Source organism: Mesorhizobium erdmanii (assembly GCF_013170725.1).
In the GTDB taxonomy this organism is placed as follows: domain Bacteria; phylum Pseudomonadota; class Alphaproteobacteria; order Rhizobiales; family Rhizobiaceae; genus Mesorhizobium; species Mesorhizobium erdmanii.
Window position 1 is genome coordinate 4100988 of record NZ_CP033361.1, and the last position, 18994, is coordinate 4119981.

19 protein-coding genes are annotated in these 18994 nt (G+C 61.7%); 7 read left to right on the forward strand and 12 right to left on the reverse strand.

The window, feature by feature from the left end; genetic code table 11:
- Nucleotides 1-12: 12 nt before the first annotated feature.
- From EB233_RS19875 to EB233_RS19900, 6 genes are all read right to left on the reverse strand, one after another.
- Entirely contained in the window at nt 13-480 is a 468-nt protein-coding gene (locus EB233_RS19875; protein WP_064991406.1) for a DUF1203 domain-containing protein, read from the reverse strand.
- Nucleotides 481-667: 187 nt separating this feature from the next.
- Nucleotides 668-1225, reverse strand: a complete 558-nt coding sequence (locus tag EB233_RS19880) for an OmpA family protein (protein WP_064991407.1) — start codon at nt 1223-1225, stop codon at nt 668-670.
- 222 nt (nt 1226-1447) lie between these two features.
- A complete protein-coding gene (locus EB233_RS19885; RefSeq protein ID WP_064991640.1) occupies nt 1448-2011 on the reverse strand; it encodes a GNAT family N-acetyltransferase in 564 nt (187 codons plus the stop codon).
- 5 nt (nt 2012-2016) lie between these two features.
- Nucleotides 2017-2913, reverse strand: a complete 897-nt coding sequence (gene sseA, locus EB233_RS19890) for a 3-mercaptopyruvate sulfurtransferase (protein ID WP_064991408.1) — start codon at nt 2911-2913, stop codon at nt 2017-2019.
- A gap of 40 nt (nt 2914-2953) precedes the next feature.
- On the reverse strand, nt 2954-3697 hold the full coding sequence (locus tag EB233_RS19895; protein WP_064991409.1) for an alanyl-tRNA editing protein: 744 nt from the start codon (nt 3695-3697) through the stop codon (nt 2954-2956).
- Nucleotides 3697-4731: a cysteine synthase A gene (locus EB233_RS19900; RefSeq protein ID WP_064991410.1), complete on the reverse strand. Its 1035-nt coding sequence runs from the start codon at nt 4729-4731 to the stop codon at nt 3697-3699. The genes EB233_RS19895 and EB233_RS19900 overlap by 1 nt, the downstream gene beginning before the upstream one ends.
- 227 nt (nt 4732-4958) lie before the next feature.
- On the opposite strand from EB233_RS19900, the gene EB233_RS19905 reads away from it, so the two are divergent.
- Both EB233_RS19905 and EB233_RS19910 read left to right on the forward strand, forming a co-directional pair.
- Nucleotides 4959-5780 carry an SDR family oxidoreductase gene (locus EB233_RS19905; protein WP_027051803.1) on the forward strand — a complete coding sequence of 274 codons (822 nt, stop codon included), beginning with the start codon at nt 4959-4961 and terminating at the stop codon, nt 5778-5780.
- A gap of 92 nt (nt 5781-5872) precedes the next feature.
- Nucleotides 5873-6847, forward strand: coding sequence for an alpha/beta hydrolase (locus EB233_RS19910; protein WP_064991411.1), 975 nt, complete (start codon nt 5873-5875; stop codon nt 6845-6847).
- A 213-nt stretch (nt 6848-7060) separates the two neighbouring features.
- Here the strand turns inward: EB233_RS19910 and EB233_RS19915 are convergent, their stop codons facing one another.
- Entirely contained in the window at nt 7061-8485 is a 1425-nt protein-coding gene (locus EB233_RS19915) for a DEAD/DEAH box helicase (protein ID WP_064991412.1), read from the reverse strand.
- Nucleotides 8486-8672: 187 nt separating this feature from the next.
- Here EB233_RS19915 and EB233_RS31670 point away from each other — a divergent pair, with 187 nt between their 5' ends.
- Together EB233_RS31670 and EB233_RS19925 are read left to right on the forward strand one after the other, a co-directional pair.
- Nucleotides 8673-8894 (forward strand): hypothetical protein, encoded by a 222-nt coding sequence (locus EB233_RS31670; RefSeq protein WP_155765434.1) that lies wholly within the window; start codon nt 8673-8675, stop codon nt 8892-8894.
- Nucleotides 8894-10426: an acyl-CoA carboxylase subunit beta gene (locus tag EB233_RS19925; protein WP_064991413.1), complete on the forward strand. Its 1533-nt coding sequence runs from the start codon at nt 8894-8896 to the stop codon at nt 10424-10426. Before EB233_RS31670 ends, EB233_RS19925 begins: the two co-directional genes overlap by 1 nt.
- A gap of 194 nt (nt 10427-10620) precedes the next feature.
- Here the strand turns inward: EB233_RS19925 and EB233_RS19930 are convergent, their stop codons facing one another.
- Together EB233_RS19930 and EB233_RS32180 are read right to left on the reverse strand one after the other, a co-directional pair.
- The gene (locus tag EB233_RS19930; protein ID WP_064991414.1) at nt 10621-12162 is read right to left on the reverse strand and encodes a bifunctional ADP-dependent NAD(P)H-hydrate dehydratase/NAD(P)H-hydrate epimerase; all 1542 of its coding nucleotides are present in this window, start codon (nt 12160-12162) and stop codon (nt 10621-10623) included.
- A gap of 24 nt (nt 12163-12186) precedes the next feature.
- Entirely contained in the window at nt 12187-12309 is a 123-nt protein-coding gene (locus tag EB233_RS32180) for a hypothetical protein (RefSeq protein ID WP_279626506.1), read from the reverse strand.
- Between the two features lie 354 nt (nt 12310-12663).
- Between EB233_RS32180 and EB233_RS19935 the strand changes: the two genes are divergently transcribed.
- Nucleotides 12664-13002 (forward strand): P-II family nitrogen regulator, encoded by a 339-nt coding sequence (locus tag EB233_RS19935; protein WP_006205430.1) that lies wholly within the window; start codon nt 12664-12666, stop codon nt 13000-13002.
- Between the two features lie 58 nt (nt 13003-13060).
- Complete coding sequence (glnA, locus tag EB233_RS19940; protein WP_027051798.1) at nt 13061-14470, forward strand: type I glutamate--ammonia ligase; 1410 nt, start codon at nt 13061-13063, stop codon at nt 14468-14470.
- A 637-nt stretch (nt 14471-15107) separates the two neighbouring features.
- Here the strand turns inward: glnA and EB233_RS19945 are convergent.
- Both EB233_RS19945 and EB233_RS19950 read right to left on the reverse strand, forming a co-directional pair.
- A complete protein-coding gene (locus tag EB233_RS19945; protein WP_155765435.1) occupies nt 15108-15248 on the reverse strand; it encodes a hypothetical protein in 141 nt (46 codons plus the stop codon).
- 88 nt (nt 15249-15336) lie between these two features.
- Nucleotides 15337-16377, reverse strand: coding sequence for a glutamine synthetase beta-grasp domain-containing protein (locus tag EB233_RS19950; protein WP_064991415.1), 1041 nt, complete (start codon nt 16375-16377; stop codon nt 15337-15339).
- A 316-nt stretch (nt 16378-16693) separates the two neighbouring features.
- Between EB233_RS19950 and EB233_RS19955 the strand changes: the two genes are divergently transcribed.
- Entirely contained in the window at nt 16694-16885 is a 192-nt protein-coding gene (locus EB233_RS19955; RefSeq protein WP_064991416.1) for a DUF2735 domain-containing protein, read from the forward strand.
- An 81-nt stretch (nt 16886-16966) separates the two neighbouring features.
- Here EB233_RS19955 and EB233_RS19960 read toward each other — a convergent pair whose 3' ends face one another.
- Nucleotides 16967-18856 (reverse strand): MFS transporter, encoded by a 1890-nt coding sequence (locus EB233_RS19960; RefSeq protein ID WP_064991641.1) that lies wholly within the window; start codon nt 18854-18856, stop codon nt 16967-16969.
- Nucleotides 18857-18994: the final 138 nt, after the last annotated feature.

An 18994-nucleotide genomic window follows, 5' to 3' on the forward strand; every position in this document is an offset into this window, starting at 1 on the left:
TCCCCTTGCAGCTCACGCCCGTTCGATGCGGCACTGGTAGCAGTTGTTGCGCGCCGAGCGGACATGCGCGTAGGCAATGTCGTCGCGTTCGAACAGAGTCTCTGCCCGCGCCGCAATCGCCTCGACCGGAATGACCCCGCCGCTGCCATAGACGATGCGGTTGTCCCTGCTATAGCCGCGCACGATGTAGTCCGGGCTTTCGAGAATCTCGGGAAGCATTTCGGTCTCGGCGGCGCGCTCGCATTCTTGCGCATGCAGGAAGATCGGCCCGGTTTCGGCATAGGGCTGAAGGTCCGGAAATGGCCGATAGGCAAGAATGAGATAGGCATCGCCAGATGCGATGTTCTTCAAGCAGTGTCGGCAAGGCATGCCGTCACCGTCGGAAATCTTTCGCTCCGGCGTGTGGCCGTAGGCATCCGGGCCGCCAAATTGAAGGGCCCTGACATCCTGGGTCGGCAGCGCTTTGAACTGAATGGTCATGATGAAATCTCCGGTGTGATTGCCGGAAACTATGCGCTCAGGTCGAAGCTTCCCACCCGATTCCTGCCAAGAGAGGATGGACCGATCGGCGTTCTCCGATCGGCCCAGGCCGCCCTGTTCGAGGTGGCGGTTTTGTCAAATTCCAATCACGTAAGCCGACTAATTGATCCGCGCTGACGCTCGCGCGTCAGCGGATAAAGTCGTCAAAGCGACGGAGCGTCACCCGGCGATTCTGCCAGTTTTCGTTCTGCGTCGGCACGAGCAGGAACTCCTCGCCATAGCCAACAGTCTCCAAGCCATAGCTGGGTACGCCGAACTCACGCACCAGCGTGCGCTTCAACGAAGCGGCGCGCTGCTCGGACAGGGACTGGTTCGACTGAACGGAGCCGACGGCATCCGTATGCCCTTCTATCAGCACGCGGGCCCCGGGATCGCGATGCAGGATCCGCCGCAGTGCATCGGCGATATTCTCGATCTTGTCGTATTGCGACCTGGAGATGGCTGCCGAGCCGAAGGCGAAATTGATCGACTGGATGTCGATCGAGCGCGCCATGCGACGCAAATCCGGCCGGCGCTTGAATTCGCGGATGGTGACGCGCTCGTTCGGCCGCAGTTTCACCCGGGGCGCCGCCTCGAGCCTGCGCTCGATCGTCGCCGCCGACGGCGTCGTCGCCTGGGCAGCGGCAAGGCTCGGCATCGCGATTGCAGCAATCAGCGCGGCGGCAAGTGTACGTCGTGTCAGCACGTCTTTTCTCCTTCGGCGTCAACCGCATTGATGATGCGGGCAACATGCCTAAGCCAGGCTGAAGCGCCGATGAACGGGCGGTTCAGCTTTCGCTCAAAGCAATTCCAGGAAAAGGGCGTAGCGATTTTGCCGGGAGAAGCGCATAGCGCTTCCGCTTGGGAATTGCGAAAAAACAAACAAATAGGGCATTGGAGGCGATTCTGATTTCGCCGGAAATGCCGATCACGGCCGCATGACGCTGGCCGAGCGCTCGGCGAAAGGCAGCGGGTGCACGACCTCTTTCTTCTGCGCGACCGGTTTGAAACCGAGCTTCTGATAGAGCGGCAGAGCCGCCGGATGGTCCAGCGTGCAGGTCTGCACCGTCACGCGTTTCGGCCCATGCGACCAGGCGGCTGAAATCGCCGAACCCAGGAACCAGCGGCCAATGCCTTGCCCGGTGGCATGTTCCATCATGCCGAAATAGGCGAGTTCGACTTCATCAGGCAGATGCGGCTTGAGATCGAAGAAACCGGCGGGCGCGCCGTCGAGATAGAGCACCCTGATGTCGCGGTCCTCACGGTGGATGCCGGCCGAAAGCTCGTCGTCGTCCAACCTCAGAACATTCACCCAATGCCATTTGCGTCCGACCCGGTCCATCAAATAGCGGTAAAAGTGCAAGGGAATGTCTCTGGTCTTCAGCAGCGCGACCTGGCGGTTGTAGGGTACTGGCGGCGAGACGGCCGGCGGGGCGTGCATTTCGAGAAAAGTCACCGTGACTTCAATGTCCTGCAGCACGCCGTTTTCCATCGTTTTCATTCCTTGCCGATTTTCATGGGGCCGGTTTTCGCGGGGCCGGTTGTCGCAGGGCCGGTCACCACAGGCGTATCGGACAGCCCGCCCCACTCGGTCCATGAGCCGTCATAGAGCCTGTTGTCGGTGTGGCCAAGCGTCTCCAGCGCCAGCGTGATCACCGCGGCGGTGACACCGGATCCGCAAGATGTGACGACCGGCTTCGACAGGTCGATGCCGGCGTCCTCGATCACCTTGCGCAAACGGTCGTTCGACAACAGCATGCCGTTTTCCGACAGTGCGGAGTAAGGCACGTTGCGGGCACCCGGCATATGGCCGGAACGAATACCCGCGCGTGGCTCAGGCTCGGTTCCAGTGAAGCGGCCGGGTCCGCGGGCATCGGCAATCTGGCTTGTGGCGGTCTCGACGATCCGGCGCATATCGGCAAGGCTGGCGACACGACCCGCGTCGAAATCGGCATGGAATACGCTTGGCGCGATCTTCGTCGGTTCGGCCGTTACCGGCCGTCCGGCAGCTTTCCAACCGTCGAAGCCGCCATCCAGAATATAGGTCTGGAAAACACCCATGACGCGAAACATCCACCAGGCTCGGGGCGCCGAGAAGAAACCCGGACCGTCATAAACGACAATGGTGTCGTCGGCCGAGACGCCCATCGCGCCGACATATTGGGCAAAATGCCGAGGCGATGGCAGCGTATGCGGCAAAGCAGCGTCGGGATCCGAAACCGCGTCCTGATCCAGGAACCGGGCGCCCGGGATGTGCGCTGCATCATATTCGGAGCGCGCGTCGCGCTTTTGCGCAGGCAGATACCAGGACGCATCGATAATCGTCAGGCCGGGCTCGCCCAGGTGCCCCTGCAACCAGTCCGCATCGACGATAAAAGGACTGTTCTCGGCCATTCTGATTCTCTCACTCCGGGGTAAAGCAAAGCGTTGCGAGTCAGGCCGCCGGCATCGGGCCGAAGCGGATGCGGAAGCGCCTGTTTTCACGGCCCTTCTTTTCAATCTTGCCGATGTGGATTTCGCCGACTTCGCCGGTGCTTTTCACATGCGTACCGCCGCAGGGCTGGCTGTCCACCGAAGCGTTGTCACCGATGCAGACGAGGCGGATCTTGCCGGTGCCGACCGGCGGCCGGACGTTCTTGGACTTTACCAGGCCAGGGTTCGCCGCGAGTTCCTCGTCGCTGATCAGCCTGGTGAAGATCGGATGATCGGCCCGCACCAGATCCATCAGGCTCGCGGTCACTTCTTCCTTGCTGAAACTGGCGTCTGGAATGTCGAAGTCTACACGGCTGTCGTCCTCGGAAACCGCGGCTCCGGTGATCAGGAACGGGCAAACGACAGTGAGCAGGTGACAGGCAGCGTGCATGCGCATCAACAGGTGCCGTCGCTCCCAGTCGATGGCGAGTTTCACCTTCTCGCCAACAGCCAGGGTCGGCTGCTCGGGCGCCGGCACATGGATGATCTCGTCCTTGGTCTCACCCGTGATGGTAGCGGCAATGGCGATGCGGCTGCCGTCGCCGCGTTCGAGATAGCCGGTATCGCCCGGCTGCCCACCCGATGTCGCATAAAAGATCGTCCGGTCGAGAACGATGCCGCCACGATCATTGACGGCAACAACCATCGCATCCGCCGTGCGGAGATAGGCATCGTCGCGAAACAGCGCTTCCGTTTTGTGCGCCATCACGAGAGCTTTTCGAACGGCACTGAAATCCTGCTCCGCAGTTCCATCCAACCCGGCACGGGAAGATTCTTCTCGCGCAGGAATTCCGGGTTGAACAGCTTCGATTGATAGCGTGTGCCGTAGTCGCAAAGAATGGTCACGATGGTATGGCCGGGGCCTAATTCCCTGGCCAGCCGGATGGCGCCGGCAATGTTGATGCCGGTCGAGCCGCCGACGCAAAGACCTTCTTCCTGAATAAGATCGAAGACGATCGGCAGTGCGTCCTCATCCTTGATCTGGAAGGAGAAATCCGGCGTGAACCCTTCGAGATTGGCGGTGATGCGCCCCTGCCCGATGCCTTCGGTGATCGAGCTGCCCTCCGACTTCAATTCGCCGCTGGTGTAGAAACTGTAGAGCGCGGCGCCCAGCGGATCGGCGAGCGCGATCTTGACATCCTTGCTCTTGGCCTTCAGCCCAAAGGCAACGCCGGCAAGCGTACCGCCGGAACCGACGGCCGACACAAAACCATCGACCTTGCCGCCGGTCTGAGCCCAGATTTCCTCCGCCGTGGTGCGGATATGGCCGTCGCGGTTGGCGACATTGTCGAACTGGTTGGCCCAGATGGCGCCGTTCGGCTCGCTGCTGGCCATCTGCTCGGCCAGCCGCCCCGATAGTTTCACGTAATTGTTGGGGTTCTTGTAGGGCACCGCCGGCACTTCGATCAGCTCGGCGCCGAGCAACCGGATGGTGTCCTTCTTTTCCTGGCTCTGCGTATCCGGGATGACGATGACGGTGCGGTATCCCAGCGCCTTGGCGACCAGCGTCAGGCCGATGCCCGTGTTGCCGGCCGTCCCCTCGACGATGACACCGCCCGGCTTCAATAGGCCGCGCTGTTCGGCGTCGCGGATGATGAACAGCCCGGCGCGATCCTTGACCGATTGCCCCGGATTCATGAATTCGGCCTTGCCCAGGATCTCGCAGCCGGTTTCTTTGGAGGCTTTGTTGAGGCGGATCAGAGGCGTGTTGCCGATCGCGTCGATCACAGAACGGGCCATTCAGGTTTCCTTGTGTGCGTGCGCCGAAACCCTAGAAACCCGACGCTGCGGTTTCAAGGCAAGAATTGCCTGGTCCAGTCGCATTTCCGGCATTGCGTTGCATTGGCGTTCCCGAGGCAGGGCTCGGCATCGCACAGTTCATTTTGCACTTGTGGTCGAAAAGCACTCTTTCCATTCGATTTCTTCATCGCTAGAGCAAGGCACTAACAAACTCGGCAGGGCGCAGCATGACACTCTATCGGGCCGATCCGAAACACGGCGTCGCCTGGGTCACGGGCGGCAGCAGCGGCATTGGCCGCTCGCTGGCCAGGGATCTGGCGTCCCAGGGCTATGCGGTGGCGGTAACGGCGCTCGACAACGATCCGATCGACACGTTGATCGTCGAGACCGCGCAGATGCCGGGCAGCGTCACGGCTTTTCCCTGTGACGTGACCGACGAGCCGCGCATGGCGAGAACGGTCGCCGCGATCGAGAAGGAGCTCGGTCCCATCGTGCTCGCCGTCTTCAATGCGGGGAACTACATTTCCACGCCTGGAGAGGCTCTGGTCGTCAGCGACTTTCGCAAGTCCTTCGAGGTCAATTATTTTGGCATCATCAATGGGCTGGTGCCGGTCGTGGAGCATATGCGCGTGCGGTCGCGCGGCCATGTCGTGCTCGTCGGATCGGTCACCGCCTATTTCGGCTGGCCCACCACCGCCGCCTATGGCGGCACCAAGGCGGCGATCAACATCCTGGCCGAGTCGCTGAAGTATGATTTCGACAAGATGAACATCCGCGTCCAGGTGATAAACCCCGGTTTTGTCGACACGCCGCTGACCGAAAAGAACATGCTGCCGATGCCGGGCCTGATGCCGGTCAGTCGGGCGACCCGCCGGATGGTCAAGGCAATCAAATCCGGCGGATTCGAAGTCACCTTCCCGTACCGCACGAGTTGGCCGCTGAAATTTCTCGCCCTGCTGCCGAGGCCATGGAGCCGGTGGGTGATCAGCTTGATGACCAGCTGGAAGGCACGGCCGCTGCATTACGAGCGCAAACCGCCAAACAAATAGATGCCCACAGGATTGGTGGTTTGGCTGCCTGAACGGCCGTTGCCTGTTCATGGCCGCCACCATAGGCTTGCTGTTGTTGCGTGGAGTCTGCGATGGGGCGACGGATCGTGCTTGCTGTGCTGGGCCTGATCGCCGTTCTTGCATTGGCCTTCGTGCTTGGTCCTCGCGTTCCCGTCGACACCACGATCCGCTTCGACCCTTCCGCCGTCGGTGACGATCCGCAGGCCTATGTGGCAAAGGTGGAAGCCGCCGTGCCCGGCATCCGAGACGGGCTGGAGAAAGAGATCGTCTGGGCCAACCCGATGGTGCATGCCAAGACGCCGCTGTCGATCGTCTATATCCACGGGTTCTCGGCTTCAAAAGGCGAGGTCCGCCCCCTGCCCGACGAGGTGGCGGACCAACTCGACGCCAACCTGTTCTACACGCGCCTCACCGGCCATGGCCAGGACGGTGCCGCGATGTCGCAAGGCAGCGTCAATGCCTGGATAAACGACTATGAGGAGGCGCTCGCCATCGGCCGTGCCATCGGCGACAAGTTGGTCGTCATCTCGACCTCGACCGGCGGCTCGCTGGCGGCCTGGGCGGCGACGCAGCCCGGCGCATCCGAAGGGGTGGCGGCGATCGCGTTCATCTCGCCGAACTTTGGGGTAAAGGCGTCCGGCGCCGGAATCCTGACCATGCCGTGGGGCAAGCAGATTGCCGAACTCGTCATCGGCAAGGAGCGCAGTTTCCCGCCGCGCAACGCGCTGCACGAAAAATTCTGGACCACCAGATATCCGGTCGCCGCGACACTGCCGATGCAGGCGCTGACGGAACTTGCCTATGGGGCGCCGGTGGAGAAGGCCGATATCCCGGCTTTGTTCATCTTCTCGGATTCGGACAGAGTGGTGCGGCCTGACCGCACCCGCGAGATCGCCGGGCGCTGGGGTGGCGCGCATGAATTGGTTCCCATCGAAAGCACAGGCGATCCCGACAATCACGTGATCGCCGGCGATGCGCTGTCGCCGTCGACCACGGCTTTTCTGGCGCAACGGATTGCCGTCTGGGTCGAGGCGGTGGCGAAGTAAAGTGCAGAGACGAAAAAGGGCGCCTGAAGCATCGCTTCAGCCGCCCTCTTCTTGTTCAATCCAGCAACCAGCCAACCGCCAGGGCTGGCCGGCCGCCGCGAGGTCTAAAGCGCGTCGCTCTGAACCGGATTCAGGCGACGCGCTTTTAAGTCTTTGTTTTGATGCATGTCGTCGTCCCAGAACCGTTGTACATTTCTGGGCGCCATGCATTAGTTAAGCAGCGCGGGCCGCCGGACGCTTGGCGCCGAAGCGTCGCTTGTTGTTGCCCTTGAAGGGTTTCGCGCCTTCCGGCTTGCGTTCACCGGCAAAGGCCGGCTTGTCACCGAAACGCTTCTTGCCGAAACCGTTGTTCGGCTTCTTCTCACCGCCCGGCCGCCTGCCGTCGCGACGACCATTGCGGTCGTTCCGGTCGTTGGCGGGCTCGAAGCGCTCGTTCTTTTCGGCCGGATTGCGCTGCGGATCGGGGCTGCCGAGATGGTCGGCAACGATCGGCAGCTTGGTGCGGATGATGCGCTCGACCTGGCGCAGCTTGCTGTTTTCCGAAGGATCGCAAAGCGTGATCGCAATACCGTCCATGCCGTTGCGGCCGGTACGGCCAATACGGTGGACATAGCTTTCGGCTTCGTCCGGCAGGTCGAAATTCACGACATGGCTGATGCCGGGGACGTCGATGCCGCGCGCCGCGATGTCGGTCGCGACCAGAATGCGCACCGAACCGTCACGGAAATCGTTGAGCGCCTTCTGACGTGCGTTCTGCGACTTGTTGCCATGAATGACGGCGGCCTTGAAGCCGTCGCGCTCGAGGTCCTTGGTCACCCGGTCGGCACCATGCTTGGTGCGCGAAAAGATGATGACGGACTTCATCGCCGCGTCGGCGAGCATGGTCGACAAAACCTGGCGCTTCTGCTTGGTGCGGGCGAAGACGACGCCCTGCACGATCTCGGCCGCAGCAGTGCTTTGCGGCGAGACTTCGATGCGGACGGGGTTCTTTAGCAGGCCCTTGGCCAGTTCGGCGATCTCGTCCGGCATGGTGGCCGAAAACAGCGCCGTCTGGCGGTCAGGCGCGGTCGCCTTGGCGATCCGCTTGACGTCGTTGATGAAGCCCATGTCGAGCATGCGGTCGCCCTCGTCCAGCACCAGCCATTTGGTGTCGGAGAGGATGAGGTCGCCCTCGCGCACCAGATCGGTCAACCGGCCGGGCGTGGCAATGAGGATGTCGACGCCGGGAGCAACCTTCTTCACCTGGCTAAAGCGGGAGACGCCGCCCAGCACGAGCGCCGTCGAGACGTGAGCGCCCTTGGCGAGGATCTTGATGGTGTCCTCGATCTGCACGGCGAGCTCGCGGGTCGGCGCCAGGATGAGCGCGCGGGTCGTCTTGGCGCGCCGCTTGGTGCCGAGCGCGATGATCTTCGACAGGATCGGCAGCGCGAAGGCCGCGGTCTTGCCGGAGCCGGTCTGCGCGATGCCGAAAATGTCACGGCCTTCCAGCTGCGGCGGTATGGCCTGCATCTGGATCGGCTTCGGTTCGGTGAAGCCGGCATTGTGGGTGGCCTTGAGCAGCGCACCGGTAATTCCCAGCGCCGCGAAACCGGAGAGTTCCGCGGTGACGTTGCCGGGCAAAGTGTTTTCGTTGGTCAAAATAATCTTCTTTCACGCGGCTTCGTGGCCGCAAACATCAATGGCGGCAGGGCGCAACCTGCCGTCGGATAACATTGTAAAGGAACGACAAGGCGGGCGGACGGTAACGTCCACTCGGCTGCGCTGTCGTGCCCGCAGGCATCATGCCACGGGGCTTTTTCGCCACCTTGCCAACCAATCGGAGCCGATGAGCGGAAAAGAGGGAAAACAGACGCAACCAGTCTCATTCGTCGAGAAGGCCGGATTCGTTCCCGGCCCAAGCGCCTATGGCCTGCATATGGCTGAGTTCGCCCCGGAATGCAAGGGGTGTCATGTTGCAGCGCAGCAAAGCCAGCCAAAGCTGACGCTTGCGCTCGCCGTTGGGCATCATTACCACAAACACAGCTTTCGGCTTCTGGGGACCAAGTGATGAAGGATGTGCTCAAGGAACTCGAGCGCCGGCGTGAGATGGCCCGCATGGGTGGTGGTCAGGCGCGCATCGATGCCCAGCACAAGAAGGGCAAGCTCACCGCGCGCGAACGCATCGAGGTGTTTCTCGACGAAGGCTCATTCGAGGAATTCGACATGTATGTCGAGCATCGCTCGACCGATTTCGGCATGGAGAAGACCAAGATCGCCGGCGATGGCGTCGTCACCGGCTGGGGCACGGTCAACGGTCGCCCGGTCTACCTCTTCGCCAAGGATTTCACCGTGTTCGGCGGCTCGCTGTCGGAAGCCCATGCCGAAAAGGTAATCAAGGTGCAGGAGATGGCGCTGCGCAACCGCGCTCCGATCATCGGCCTCTACGATGCCGGCGGCGCGCGCATCCAGGAGGGCGTGGCGGCGCTCGGTGGCTATGCCGAGATCTTCCAGCGCAACGTGCTTGCCTCCGGCGTCATCCCGCAGATTTCGGTGATCATGGGGCCGTGCGCCGGCGGCGACGTCTATTCGCCCGCCATGACCGATTTCATATTCATGGTGCGCGACACGTCCTACATGTTCGTAACCGGTCCCGACGTAGTCAAGACCGTGACCAACGAGACTGTGACCGCCGAGAGCCTCGGCGGCGCCTCCGTCCACACGACCAAATCCTCGATCGCCGACGGCGCCTATGACAATGACGTCGAGGCACTCCTGCAGATGCGCCGGCTGGTCGACATGCTGCCGGCCTCCAACACGTCGGAGCTTCCCGAGATCGAATGCTACCAGTCGGTCACCGACCATGACATGTCGCTCGACCGGCTGATCCCCGACAATGCCAACAAGCCGTACGACATCAAGGAACTGATCCTGAAGGTCGCCGACGAGGGCGACTTCTTCGAGATCCAGCAGAACTTCGCCAAGAACATCGTCACCGGCTTCGGCCGCGTCGAGGGCCGCACGGTCGGCTTCGTCGCCAACCAGCCGATGGTGCTGGCCGGCGTGCTCGATTCCGACGCCAGCCGCAAGGCGGCTCGCTTCGTGCGCTTCTGCGATTGTTTCTCGATCCCGATCGTCACCTTCGTCGATGTCCCCGGCTTCCTGCCGGGCACCGCGCAGGAATATGGCGGACTGATCAAGCATGGCGCCAAGCTCTTGTTCGCCTATGCCGAGGCGACCGTGCCGAAGATCACCGTCATCACTCGCAAAGCCTATGGCGGCGCCTATGACGTGATGGCATCGAAGCACCTGCGCGGCGACATGAACTATGCCTGGCCGACGGCGCAGATCGCGGTGATGGGCGCCAGGGGCGCGGTCGAGATCATCTACCGCAAGGACATTGGCGACACGGAAAAGATCGCAGCCCATACAAAGGCCTACGAGGATCGCTTCCTGTCGCCATTCGTCGCCGCCGAGCGCGGCTATGTCGACGAGGTGATCATGCCGCACTCGACGCGCCGCCGCGTCGCGCGGGCGCTGAGGATGCTGCGCAACAAGGACATGCAGAACCCCTGGAAGAAGCACGACAACATACCGCTGTGAGGCGTCCGATGGGCACCTGTCAGCGACAACTGTCGAGCACTCACTCCTCCGCCGCAACCCCGAACCCCGCGTCCACGGTGGGACTGGCCCACGGTGTTGAGTGGTTGTCTATGAGCATCGATGAGCAAAAGCCGATGTCCTTGACCTTTGCCGCGCCCGGGGTGCCTGGCGGCAACGGCCGGCACATGTAATCCTCATCCGATCGGCACCTTCTGCCGAGCTTCCACGAGTTCGCGCAGCACTGCCACCAGCGCCAGCGGCAGATCCTCGGCGGTCAGTCCCGGTCCGAAGCGCCTGCCGGCTTCGGCGTGGATCCAGACCGCCGCGCAGGCAGACTCGAAAGCCTGCATGCCTTGCGCCAGCAGCGCGGCTGATATGCCGGACAGTACATCGCCCGAGCCCGCCGTCGCGAGCCAAGGCGCGCCGTTGGCATTGATCGCCGCCCGGCTATCGGGCGCGGCGATGACCGTGTCAGCGCCTTTATAGACGATAACAGCATTGGCACGCGCCGCCGCCGCACGCGCCTTGGCAAGTTTCGACAATTTCTTGTCGCCTAAAATATCCGGAAACAGCCTGCCGAACTCGCCCTCATGCGGCGTGATGATCAGCGCCGGCGCGTCCGGCCTGCCAGCCGCCTCGCTTAGAGTTGAGACCGTGTTTCGAAAAGACGTGATCCCGTCGGCGTCGAGCACGAGCCCCTCAACGCCTCCGTCCTGGCGCTTCCTGGCGAGCACCGCGAGGGCAAAATCGCGCGCTTTGTCGCCGATGCCGAAGCCGGGTCCAAGGACAAAAGCCGATGGCCGGCGATCGCCGATAACTTCTTGCACATCCTCGACGGTGTCGGCCTTTCGCAACATGATCGAGGTCAAATGCGCGGCGTTGACCTGCATGGCGTTCGCGGGGGAAAGCACGGTGACCGCCCCTGCCCCGCTTCTGGCGGCCGCAAGCGCCGATAGCCGCGCTGCGCCCGTCGCGGACGGTCCGCCGGAAAAGACGCTCACATGGCCGCGTTTGTATTTATGCGTGTCGACGGCAGGCGTCGGAAAGTTCGAGAGCCAGAGCTCTGGTTCGTTCTCGAAGGTTCGCGCCGCGACCTGCTCGATGACCTCGTTACGGATGCCGATATCGGCAAGCATCACCTCGCCGCAGTGCTCGCGGCCGGGCAAGAGCAGGTGTCCGGGCTTCTTGCGTGCAAAGGTTACGGTGGCAGCGGCGCAAAATGCCGTGCCGAGGATTTCGCCGCTCTCACCCGAAACGCCCGAAGGCAAGTCAACCGCAACGACCGACAGGCCGGCCGCAATCTCCACGGCGCGTGCGGCGTCGCCGGAGAGAGCCCTCGACAGCCCCGCGCCATAGAGAGCATCCACGACCAGCGAGCCAGGCTCTGCGATAAAAGCCTCGAGTGGCCGCCGCTCGAGCCGGCATCTAGCCAAGGCAATCGCCGCATCACTGCCGGCCCGCGGTTCGCCCTCCGCCCAGACGGCGACGCTGACACCGGCCTCGGCCAGCACGCGCGCCACGACATAGCCGTCGCCGCCATTGTTGCCGGGGCCGCACAGCACATGGACGCGGCTTGCGGCGGGATAGCGTGCGAGGACCACCGCGGCGACCGCCTCGCCGGCGCGCTGCATCAGGCCATAGCCGTCGAGTGGACCGGCCGCGATCGCCAGCCGATCGGCCTCGGCCATCTCGGCCGGCGATAGGATTTCCAGATTGGCGCCGGCTGGCAGACCCATGGTCAGTACTCCCGAAGTGTCAGATTACCCGCCGCCGGTGCCTGCGTCAGCAGCTTGAGCAGATACGGTGCCGGGCTCGCTCTTCGAGGCATGGATCGCCGATTCCATCGCGATGGTAAGACCCAGTGCCGGATCGAGCACATCCATGGCTTCATTTGTCCGTCTTTCGAAGCATTCAGGACCGGATATGCCCATACCGGCCATGACGGGTCAAATTCGCCTGGCAGCGGGATCGTGCGCGCGGTCATAAAGCGTCGCTGCTCCCCAAATACGCTATCTGCCTAATTATCGTGCAGACGTCCCGAGCGGCAATGTGTAGGCTCCAGGCACCTGCGCCGCAACCGAAGCAGCGGATGACGTGAATGTGCATCCCGGCCCGGCGCAGCATTGTAATTGCGCAAGACCGCCCTCGTCGGCTGAAATTGGCACAGTTCGTGCTTGATGGAGGCGCAAGCGGGGCGCACAACCCGTCTTTTTTTGGCAGTGGAGGCCACTTTTTACATGAAAAAGATCGAAGCGATCATCAAGCCGTTCAAGCTAGACGAAGTGAAGGAAGCGCTTCAGGAGGCCGGACTGCAGGGCATCACCGTGACCGAAGCCAAAGGCTTCGGCCGCCAGAAAGGCCACACCGAGCTCTATCGCGGTGCGGAATATGTCGTCGATTTCCTGCCCAAGGTGAAGATCGAGGTCGTGCTCGGCGACGACGCGGTCGAAGGCGCCATCGAGGCTATCCGCAAGGCGGCGCAGACCGGCCGCATCGGCGACGGCAAGATCTTCGTCTCCAACATCGAGGAAGTCGTTCGTATCCGCACCGGCGAAACGGGTATGGACGCGGTCTGAGCTTTCTGATTTCAGATTATCGTCTCCTCGAAACGTCACCACACAGGGAAGAAATGACATGACGACAGCCAAAGACATCATGAAGCAGATCAAGGATAACGACGTGAAATTCGTCGACCTGCGCTTCACCGACCCGAAGGGCAAGCTGCAGCACGTGACGATGGATGTCGTCGAGGTCGAGGAAGACATGTTTGCCGATGGCGTCATGTTCGACGGCTCGTCGATCGCCGGCTGGAAGGCCATCAACGAGTCCGATATGGTGCTGATGCCCGATCCGGACACGGTCCACATGGACCCGTTCTTCGCCCAGTCGACCATGGTCATCCTGTGCGACATTCTCGATCCGGTTTCGGGCGAATCCTACAACCGCGATCCGCGCGGCACTGCCAAGAAGGCCGAAGCCTACATGAAGGCGGAAGGCATCGGCGACACCATTTATGTCGGCCCGGAAGCCGAGTTCTTCGTGTTCGACGACGTCAAGTACAAGGCTGATCCCTACAACACCGGCTTCAGGCTCGATTCGACCGAACTGCCGTCCAATGACGACACCGACTACGAGACCGGCAACCTTGGTCACCGCCCGCGCATCAAGGGCGGCTATTTCCCGGTGCCGCCGATCGACAGCGCGCAGGACATGCGCTCCGAGATGCTGACCGTGCTCGCCGAAATGGGCGTACGCGTCGAAAAGCATCACCACGAGGTCGCCGCCGCCCAGCACGAACTGGGCATCAAGTTCGACACGCTGGTCCGTAACGCCGACAAGATGCTGATCTACAAGTATGTCGTGCACCAGGTCGCCAACGCCTATGGCAAGACGGCTACTTTCATGCCGAAGCCGATCTTCGGCGACAACGGCTCGGGCATGCACGTCCACCAGTCGATCTGGAAGGGTGGCAAGCCGACCTTCGCCGGCAATGAGTATGCCGGCCTGTCGGAAAGCTGCCTGTTCTACATCGGCGGCATCATCAAGCACGCCAAGGCGATCAACGCCTTCACCAACCCGCTGACCAACTCCTACAAGCGCCTGGTGCCTGGCTACGAAGCGCCGGTGCTGCTCGCCTATTCGGCGCGCAATCGTTCGGCCTCCTGCCGCATTCCGTTCGGCTCGTCGCCGAAGGCCAAGCGCGTCGAGGTTCGCTTCCCCGATCCGGGCGCGAACCCTTACCTCGCCTTCGCCGCCATGCTGATGGCGGGCCTCGACGGCATCAAGAACAAGATCCACCCGGGACAGCCGATGGACAAGGATCTCTACGATCTGCCGCCGAAGGAGTTGAAGAAGATCCCGACCGTCTGCGGTTCGCTGCGTGAAGCCCTGCAGAGCCTCGACAAAGACCGCGGCTTCCTGAAGGCCGGCGGCGTCTTCGACGACGACCAGATCGACAGCTATATCGAGCTGAAGATGGCCGAGGTGATGCGGTTCGAAATGACCCCGCATCCGGTCGAGTACGACATGTACTACTCGGTCTAAAGAACCGGCTCGGACAAAAAAAGCCCTTGAAGGTCTCCGCCTTCAAGGGCTTTTTGCTGCCTGCAAGCTCTGCATCGACGAATTGGGCGAAGATCGAGTCACACAACGGCAGTCACTGGTTTGATTTTGCGCCGTATAGCCGGCCGGGCCCCCGATAGAAAACTCATCGCTCCGAGCCGTCTCAGGCTCGTCGACATCGACGGTCGGATGTTGAGCACGATCAATCGCCAGGAGCGAGCGGCACACTGCCTCAGGCTGCAATGCCCGCTCGTCCGGCGCCCCCGCCAATGCCGTCGTTCAAGAAACCCCGCCCCGTTTGAACAGCATCGCTTTGGCGTAACCCCAAGGCCCGGAATACGCATGCCGCAGCGTGATCTGTCAACGCCGCCGGCCGAAGGCATGCATCGCGAATTTCGATGCATGAACAGCGGCTTATATAACTGATCATTGGTGTACGGACGACCTGGAACAGGCCGTTTTCCGGGCTTTTTCAACGAAGTTTGAAACGTTCAGCGCGCATCACGGCAACTGGCGCGGGCCAAAAGCGTCTCCGCCGCGCGAAGTTGGCCGGTCGTTTTCAACCTGACTTTTTTTGGGTGTATTCCACCCGACGCTCTTTCACCGGTTCGACGCGGCTTCAATCGGTTATGCGCACGCTCGCGGTCAGCGCGGCAACTCCGGATCGGGTTTCTCCGGCATGGGCGAGCACGACGGCCCCGGTCAGGCTGGCGGCGAGGTTGGCGCCAATCGCGCAGTCGAAGCCGGCGCCGGTCGTCATGAAAAAGCCCTGGCGGTTTCCCTCCAGGGCTTTTGTTACCAAGATCTGGACGCGGCGAAGATCTTGTGATCCGCGCCGCGCAAAACAATCAGGCAGCGGCCGAGACCTTCGCGTCGGTCGCAACCTCCGAGATGGTCTTCAGGATCTGCGAAGCGATCTGGTAGGGGTCGCCTTGCGAGTTCGGGCGGCGGTCTTCCAGATAACCCTTATAGTCATTCTTGACGAAGGAGTGCGGCACGCGGATCGAAGCGCCACGGTCGGCAATACCGTAGCTGAACTTGTTCCACGGCGCGGTCTCGTGCTTGCCGGTCAGGCGCTTGTCGTTGTCCGGGCCGTAGACAGCGATGTGGTCCATCAGGTTCTTGTCGAACTGCGCCATCAATGATTCGAAGTACGCCTTGCCGCCGACTTCGCGCATATAGGCGGTCGAGAAGTTGGCATGCATGCCCGAGCCGTTCCAATCGGTATCGCCGAGCGGCTTGCAGTGGAATTCGATGTCGATGCGGTATTTCTCGGTGAGGCGCAGAAGCAGATAGCGGGCGATCCACATCTGGTCGGCGGCCTTCTTGGAGCCCTTGCCAAAGATCTGGAATTCCCACTGGCCCTTGGCTACTTCGGCGTTGATGCCTTCATGGTTGATCCCGGCGGCGAGGCAAAGGTCGAGATGATCTTCGACGATCTGGCGTGCGACATCGCCAACGTTCTTGTAGCCGACGCCGGTGTAGTACGGACCCTGCGGCGCGGGATAACCGCTCTCCGGGAAGCCGAGCGGGCGGCCGTCCTTGTAGAAGAAATACTCCTGCTCGAAGCCGAACCAGGCACCCTCGTCATCGAGGATGGTGGCGCGCTTGTTGGAGGCATGCGGTGTCACGCCATCCGGCATCATGACTTCGCACATGACCAACACGCCGTTGGTGCGGGTCGGATCCGGATACACCGCGACCGGCTTCAACACGCAGTCGGAGCTGTGGCCCTCGGCCTGCATCGTGGAGGAGCCATCGAAGCCCCACAGCGGCAGCTCTTCAAGCGTCGGGAATTCGGCGAATTCCTTGACCTGCGTCTTGCCGCGAAGGTTGGGGACCGGGGTGTATCCATCGAGCCAAATGTACTCGAGCTTATATTTCGTCATTCTAGCCTCTCGTTGCTTGTTCACCGAACACCAAACGGCGTCGACATGCATCCGCCGTCGGCAGCCGGCGCTGCCGATCCCTAAAACGCAATTCGTGTGCCACTCCGGCTTCGACGGGTGCGGCAAAATGGCAGCGATATCGCGTGGAATTTGCTGAGCCGCCTCATCACTGGGTCGAGATCGATCAGAAGTTCAAAATGCATAAATAACAGGCAATTACTGATCTTTTTGTAGGCATATTGCCTAAAGGAATCGCAGAGCCTATCTTGAGGGAAAGCTGAATCGACAAGCTCCTGAAAAAGAAAGGAGACCGCTCATGGAAGTCGTCCCGTCCCGTCCGTCGGCAAGAATTCTGATGTTCCCTCTGGCAGCGCGCAAATCTGCCTCAAATTTAGGCGCGAAGGCGAAATTCGCGGCAGAGCTCGCATCGCTGCGTTACGCACACGCCGATTTTGACGGCTGGTATCATGAGGCGGCCGTCGAGGAAGAAAATCAGCACAAGGGCTGATCCGCTTCTTTCAGGTCTCGAATATGAAAAGCCCGGCGTGAGCGATCACGCCGGGCTTTTTGTTGGCCGATGATGTCTCGGCTACTCCTTGGCGTGGAGGTCGGTGCCAAGCGTATCCTTGACGAAGATCATGCCGATGACCAGCGTGATCGCCGCGATCACCACCGGGTACCAGAGGCCGTAGTAGATGTCGCCCTTGTACGCGCTAAGGGCGAACACCGTCGCCGGTAGCAGGCCGCCGAACCAGCCATTGCCGATGTGATAGGGTAGCGACATGCCGGTATAGCGGATGCGGGTCGGGAACATCTCGACCAGGATCGCCGCGATCGGCCCGTAGACCATGGTCACAAACAGCACCAGGATGAACAGGATCCCGATTGTCATCGGCCAGTTCACGGCCGCCGGGTCGGCGAACATGGCGAAGGCGCCGCCGCCCGGTATGTTGTAGACGGTGACTTCGGGCGCCCCCGCTGCCTCTTCGGTGGTCAAGAGTTTGTCCTTGACCGCCTGGTCGGTCGGCACCGCTGTCTTCTCGCCGCCGCGTATCGATGCCGCGTCGAGCTTGAGTTCGGGATTGCTCGCGATGAAGGCGTCCAGTTTCTGATCCGCGACCTTTATGGCCGCGCGCTTCAGCGGATATCCGCTGTCCTGCAGCGACATGTTGACCGCTTTGACGAAAGCAGCGTCCTTGGCCTTGGCCTGATCACCAGCGGCTACCGCATCGTAGGACGACACGGTCTCGTTGCCGATCTTCACCGAAGCAGCCGTTCCGGTCGCGGCGGTCGAGACGACGTCATACGGAACCGAGTTCTTGGTCAGGAATGAAGTCGCGATGTCACAGGACGTCGTAAACTTCGCCGTTCCGACCGGATTGAACTGGAACTTGCAGTCGCCGGGAGCTGCCGTCACCGTTGCCCGCGTGCTTTGCTGCGCCTTGGCGAGTGCCGGATTGGCAGCCCAGGTCAGCGCCTTGAACAGCGGGAAGGTGCAGACGATGGCGAGCGCGAGGCCGGCCATGATGATCGGTTTGCGGCCGATCTTGTCGGAGAGCCAGCCGAAAACAACGAAGAACAGCGAGCCGAGCGCCAGCGCGATGGCGATCATTATGTTGACCGACTGTGCATCGACCTTCAGCACGTTCTGCAGGAAGAACAATGCGTAGAACTGGCCGTTATACCAGACGACGGCTTGACCGGCGGTGAGGCCGAGCAACGCCAGCAGCGCGATCTTGGCGTTCTTCCACTGACCGAAGGCTTCCGATAGCGGCGCCTTGGAGCCTTTTCCTTCCTCCTTCATCTTCTGGAAGGTCGGTGATTCCGAGAGCGACAACCGGATCCAGACCGAAACGGCGAGCAGCAGGAAGGAGACGATGAAAGGAATGCGCCAACCCCAGGCGGCGTAGGTTTCCTTGCTCAGCGAGCCCTGGACGATCAGGATGACGATGAGCGACAGGAACAGGCCGAGCGTCGCCGTCGTCTGGATCCATGACGTGTAGAACCCGCGACGGTCGTCCGGCGCGTGCTCGGCAACATAGGTCGCCGCGCCGCCATATTCGCCGCCGAGCGCCAGGCCCTGCAGCATACGCAGCACGATCAGAATGATGGGAGCCGCGATGCCCAAAGTCGCGTAACCGGGCAACAGGCCAACCAGGAAGGTGGACAGGCCCATGATCGTCATGGTGACGAGGAAGGTGTATTTGCGTCCGACGAGGTCGCCGATGCGGCCGAACAGCAGTGCGCCGAACGGTCGAACGAGAAAGCCGGCGGCAAATGCCAGCAAGGCGAATATGTTGCGCGTCGCTTCGGGAATGGTCGGGCTGAAGAAAGTCGAACCAATGAAGGCCGCCAGCGAGCCGTAGAGATAAAAATCGTACCATTCGAAAACGGTGCCCAGCGAGGAAGCGAAGATGACTTTCTTCTCTTCCCGCGTCATGCCGCGGCTGGTTCCGCCGGCGGTCGATGCAATTGCCATTGAGTTGTCCTCCCGTGAGACCCTGTCCTCGATGTAGGCGCCAAAATCCGCGCTCTCCTCCGAACGCGGACTCGGAAATGCCGAGCCATCCCGCAAAAAATGACAGAAAGCGCGCGCCGGCGGCAGAGCGACGATGGG

Excerpts from the sequence above, each read along its gene's own strand:
- EB233_RS19875 (WP_064991406.1), bottom strand. The coding sequence starts at position 480 with ATGACCATTCAGTTCAAAGCGCTGCCGACCCAGGATGTCAGGGCCCTT.
- EB233_RS19885 (WP_064991640.1), bottom strand. The coding sequence starts at position 2,011 with ATGGAAAACGGCGTGCTGCAGGACATTGAAGTCACGGTGACTTTTCTC.
- sseA (WP_064991408.1), bottom strand. The coding sequence starts at position 2,913 with ATGGCCGAGAACAGTCCTTTTATCGTCGATGCGGACTGGTTGCAGGGG.
- EB233_RS19895 (WP_064991409.1), bottom strand. The coding sequence starts at position 3,697 with ATGGCGCACAAAACGGAAGCGCTGTTTCGCGACGATGCCTATCTCCGC.
- EB233_RS19900 (WP_064991410.1), bottom strand. The coding sequence starts at position 4,731 with ATGGCCCGTTCTGTGATCGACGCGATCGGCAACACGCCTCTGATCCGC.
- EB233_RS19905 (WP_027051803.1), top strand. The coding sequence starts at position 4,959 with ATGACACTCTATCGGGCCGATCCGAAACACGGCGTCGCCTGGGTCACG.
- EB233_RS19910 (WP_064991411.1), top strand. The coding sequence starts at position 5,873 with ATGGGGCGACGGATCGTGCTTGCTGTGCTGGGCCTGATCGCCGTTCTT.
- EB233_RS31670 (WP_155765434.1), top strand. The coding sequence starts at position 8,673 with ATGAGCGGAAAAGAGGGAAAACAGACGCAACCAGTCTCATTCGTCGAG.
- EB233_RS19925 (WP_064991413.1), top strand. The coding sequence starts at position 8,894 with ATGAAGGATGTGCTCAAGGAACTCGAGCGCCGGCGTGAGATGGCCCGC.
- EB233_RS19930 (WP_064991414.1), bottom strand. The coding sequence starts at position 12,162 with ATGGGTCTGCCAGCCGGCGCCAATCTGGAAATCCTATCGCCGGCCGAG.
- EB233_RS32180 (WP_279626506.1), bottom strand. The coding sequence starts at position 12,309 with ATGGATGTGCTCGATCCGGCACTGGGTCTTACCATCGCGATGGAATCG.
- EB233_RS19935 (WP_006205430.1), top strand. The coding sequence starts at position 12,664 with ATGAAAAAGATCGAAGCGATCATCAAGCCGTTCAAGCTAGACGAAGTG.
- glnA (WP_027051798.1), top strand. The coding sequence starts at position 13,061 with ATGACGACAGCCAAAGACATCATGAAGCAGATCAAGGATAACGACGTG.
- EB233_RS19945 (WP_155765435.1), bottom strand. The coding sequence starts at position 15,248 with ATGACGACCGGCGCCGGCTTCGACTGCGCGATTGGCGCCAACCTCGCC.
- EB233_RS19950 (WP_064991415.1), bottom strand. The coding sequence starts at position 16,377 with ATGACGAAATATAAGCTCGAGTACATTTGGCTCGATGGATACACCCCG.
- EB233_RS19955 (WP_064991416.1), top strand. The coding sequence starts at position 16,694 with ATGGAAGTCGTCCCGTCCCGTCCGTCGGCAAGAATTCTGATGTTCCCT.
- EB233_RS19960 (WP_064991641.1), bottom strand. The coding sequence starts at position 18,856 with ATGGCAATTGCATCGACCGCCGGCGGAACCAGCCGCGGCATGACGCGG.